Here is a 3,747-nt window from a genome sequence, read left to right as displayed (position 1 = left end):
TGTAGATGTAAAGATAGCCTACGAATGGGAATCGGAATCGAGAGATTCATCTAGCAAGGCTGCCTAAATGCTTCCACACATGTTGATGATGCCTCGAAAAACTCTATAAAATCCTTGGTATGTGGCCAAATTTTTGGTGGCTTGGTGAAACCGAAGTGACTGTAAATTTCGTTGAATTCTCTATCTGATATGTTGAACAGGCTGATTGTTGAACGAGGACCGATTGCTGAGATGATTCGCGATTTGTGCATGTTCCCGTTTTTGATTGTTGTACAATACCTTACGTACATTCCACGCTGGATTTTTGAAAAACCATCCTTTTCAAGTTCCTCTATAAAGTGGTTCATATTCTTTCGTCCACTTTTACAGTATCTTGGAAAATCAAAGACTGCGATTACCCACATATAATCCTCGGATAGGATAGTGTCTTGGTTTCTGCGGCAAAGAATTTTGCGACAGATGATGCTGTGTAATTGAGACAAGTGCCTAGCTGAACCATTTGTTCTCCGAATGGAACATCTTGATAGAAAACTTCCAGAAAGGAATGCTTAACCTCTTTTGTCAATGAACGCTGTTTTTTATTCATCAACCTAATGACTACTTGATCAATGAATGGTCGATAGGGTTCCATAATGTCATCCGCTAGTGGAAAGGCGTCGTAATAGTTTCGATGGAAAATTCCTAGAGAGGGAAGTAGGCCGCTGCTCATTAACGCTTTGGCGGTGGCTGCGCGAAGTATGGTGTAGCCGTAGTTTAGAAATGTGTTGGGATATTCTCCGAAACGGTCTCGAACGAATCCTTTCCCCATAAGTTCTTTCCAATAGAGTTGCGCTGCGTGTCCTTCGCAATTTGTTGAGTCTCCGCTGTGCACGCAGTTTGTGTATTTGAAGAGCTTGTTTGCGTTTTTGCCAAGTGATTCTAGTAGTTGTGCCTGATTGCGGATTTTAAGTTCTACAACGTTTTTCCACATTTGCTTTTTCGTGGGAACGCTTGCGTCAATTTGCAAACGGAAAAATTTTTGTTGTTTGCAATTTGCATCTAGGTTCATTAGCATAGATGCGGGCATATGCTTTTGGTCGCAGAAGACTACTGCAACGTTGTTTTCAGCAAGCACTCCGAGGAGCGGTATAGTGATGAATACCGAATGATTATCCACAAGAATCATGGCAATGTCTTCGATTGCACGGAAATGTTCTTGCTCGGGACAGTCTTTGTAGGTTATGCAAAGCTGAGATTGCTTTAAGGAAAGTTGAACTGGGCTCTCGAATACTAAGGTTTGTTTGGACATTTTGTGTTCCTTTTTTGAATAATTCTTACTATTGACGCATGTTAGACTAATGTTTAAATTTATCTTTGTTGTAAGATAATCCTTTCGACAGCGTTGCAGGTTTGCGCTAGGGAATCGTAAACTAGTCGGGCGCAGAGTCCGATGTCGCAGAACGGGAAGGTGATTCATTCTTGTAAAAACTACGGAAGCGAGGGGATACAACCATCCGTAAGATTACAAGACTCTCCCATAAAATCAAATGAATATAAGTGGACACGCGTTTCTGCGAATGTTGGAACGTGGATTTACGGCTGAAATGCTCGCAGAATTTCTTGCGGGAGATTTCTGTAGTTTGGAAAGCAAAACCAGTGCAAGCGCAGTCTTGCTAATCAATGAAATAGAAGGTAAATTTTGGACATTAGTTGTTAACACTCAAACTGATAACTTGATTACTGTCCGAAGATCACACAAAGAGGAGGTTGCTTATTATGAAAGTAGAAGGCATTGATGTTGACTACTACGAACAGCACGACTTTGGTAAAGATTTTAAAGAAGCTGAAAAAGAAGGGCGTGTTTTCTGGTTACGAGGTTGTACTATCGAAAATGTGATGGATAAAATTCGAGAGCAAAGAGGAATTGTCAAAGACAATCAGGCTGAATATAAACCCTAAGGTTGTGTAAATAAAGAAAACTCCAGAGCAATTGCTCTGGAGTTCTAAAATGTTATTGTTGCAATTCTGTTATCCGTTAATCGCTGCAAACAGTTGCTGCATTTTCTCAAAGTTCTTGATGCCGGGGGCGTCTTCGACACCGCTGGAGACGTCCACAAGTTCGGGGCTGAACTTGGCGAGAATGTCGTTTACGTTTTCGGGGGTGATGCCGCCTGCAAGCCAGAAGGGTGTTTCACCTGCCTTGGCGCGGAGAAGTTCTTCGGGGATGCGCTTGCCGGAACCGCCGGGAACGCCTTCTACCTTGGCATCCAAAAGGATGCGGGGTTCGCCGTTCTTGCGGATGAGTGCGAAGTTGTCAAAGTCGGACTCTTCGCCGATGCGGAGAGCGTTATAGCAGGGAAGAGCAGATGTCAAACTCGGTAAGCCTGCGTTTGTCATCCCCGGCTCGACCGGGGATCTGGCTGCTAGATCCTCGCCTTCGCGAGGATGACAATTTGAGTCAAAAGCGGGGGCGGCCACGCCGTGGAACTGCACTGCGTCCAGGATGCCTTCGGCCGCAAGCTTAATGGCGGTCTTGCCTTCTTCTGTGGTGGTCTCGGTAATGACGCCAACAAACAGGGGGCAAAGCTTACCTTCCGCTTCGTATTCGCTACGGAGCAACTGGGTGAAATTGCGAACAAAGTTTTCGTTAGTCAAACGCTTAGTGTTGCTGAAAACAAATCCCAGCAAATCGGCGCCCATTTCAGAAGCGGCGAAGCCGTCTTCTTCGCGGGTGATGCCGCAGATCTTTACCATAGGAATCTTGGCGGCCAGGGCGGCGGCGTCTTGAACACCTGCGTCGGACATGGCGGCAGCGTAAGCGGAGCGCTTGGCGTCACGGCGTTCTGCAAAGGTTTTCCAGAAGTCACCGCGGCGGTTGTCTTCGGCGGCGCCGAATGCGGCCACCAGCTTTGCTGCCAGCGGGGGATTTTTTGCTACCGCTTCACCCACCAGAATGCCCTTGAAGCCCAGGCTGCGGGCGAATGCGGCGTCGGCAGGAGTGTGGACTCCGCTTTCAAAAACAGCCTTTGCCGGCAACTTGTTGCGGATAGCTGCAGGTACCATGGGGTCGATGTGGAAGGTTGCCAGATCGCGGGAATTTACACCTGCGACGATGGTCTTTTCTGCGCTTTCGCCCAAGGCTTCCAGCACCAAGTTCAGCTTTCTCAGGTCATCCGGTTCACGGACTTCCACGAAAGCCTGCATTTCAAAACTCTGGGCGCGCTTGGCCATCTTGATCAGCTGTTCGTCATCCAGGATGCGGGCAATCAAAAGAACCGCGTCGGCACCGCAACGGAAGGCGATATCGATTTCATCTTCGAACAGCAAAAAGTCCTTGCGGAGTACGGCACACTTCTTGGTTCCCAACTTGTCGGCGGTTGTATCGCCATTGTCCACGGCCTTGGCTACAGTAATCAAGTCGGCCAAAGTACCTTTGAAGAAGTTGGTTTCCGTCAAAACGGAAATTGCCTGTGCGCCAGCAGCGGCATAAGTGCATGCCAAATCAGCAGGAACCAGATCCGGGGCAATGTCCCCCTTGGAGGGCGAAGCTCGCTTGACTTCGAGAATGGGACCCGGACGGCCGAGGAATTCGCAACGGCCAACGGTACGCTTTTCGGGAATGTCAAAGCCAAAGGTGAGACCAAGGCGTTCAATGTCTGCACGTCTCTTGTCTACAATCTTCTTTAAAATATCTTCGCTCATTTATAGGTTCCAGGTTCGAGGCACGAGGCGCGAGGTTCCAGGTTCGAGGCTCCAGGTACGAGGTTT

At 47.7% G+C, this 3,747-nt stretch carries 4 protein-coding genes; 1 reads left to right on the top strand and 3 read right to left on the bottom strand.

Translation table 11 applies throughout. The annotated features are described in order from the left end of the window. Positions 1-50: 50 nt before the first annotated feature. Positions 51-347, bottom strand: a complete 297-nt coding sequence (locus BUB59_RS15860; RefSeq protein ID WP_369806273.1) for a hypothetical protein — start codon at positions 345-347, stop codon at positions 51-53. Positions 348-394: 47 nt separating this feature from the next. Next, entirely contained in the window at positions 395-1,288 is an 894-nt protein-coding gene (gene cas1 / locus BUB59_RS14800) for a type II CRISPR-associated endonuclease Cas1 (protein WP_073231402.1), read from the bottom strand. A gap of 467 nt (positions 1,289-1,755) precedes the next feature. On the opposite strand from cas1, the gene BUB59_RS14790 reads away from it, so the two are divergent. After that, entirely contained in the window at positions 1,756-1,938 is a 183-nt protein-coding gene (locus BUB59_RS14790) for a hypothetical protein (RefSeq protein ID WP_073231398.1), read from the top strand. A 69-nt stretch (positions 1,939-2,007) separates the two neighbouring features. On the opposite strand, the gene BUB59_RS14785 is transcribed toward BUB59_RS14790, so the two are convergent. After that, positions 2,008-3,681 (bottom strand): bifunctional indole-3-glycerol phosphate synthase/phosphoribosylanthranilate isomerase, encoded by a 1,674-nt coding sequence (locus BUB59_RS14785; RefSeq protein ID WP_073231396.1) that lies wholly within the window; start codon positions 3,679-3,681, stop codon positions 2,008-2,010. Between the last annotated feature and the right edge of the window lie 66 nt (positions 3,682-3,747).

The organism is Fibrobacter sp. UWEL, from assembly GCF_900142535.1.
Lineage (GTDB): Bacteria > Fibrobacterota > Fibrobacteria > Fibrobacterales > Fibrobacteraceae > Fibrobacter.
Note: the sequence above shows the minus strand (reverse complement) of the source record. Positions and strands in the feature narration are given on the sequence as shown.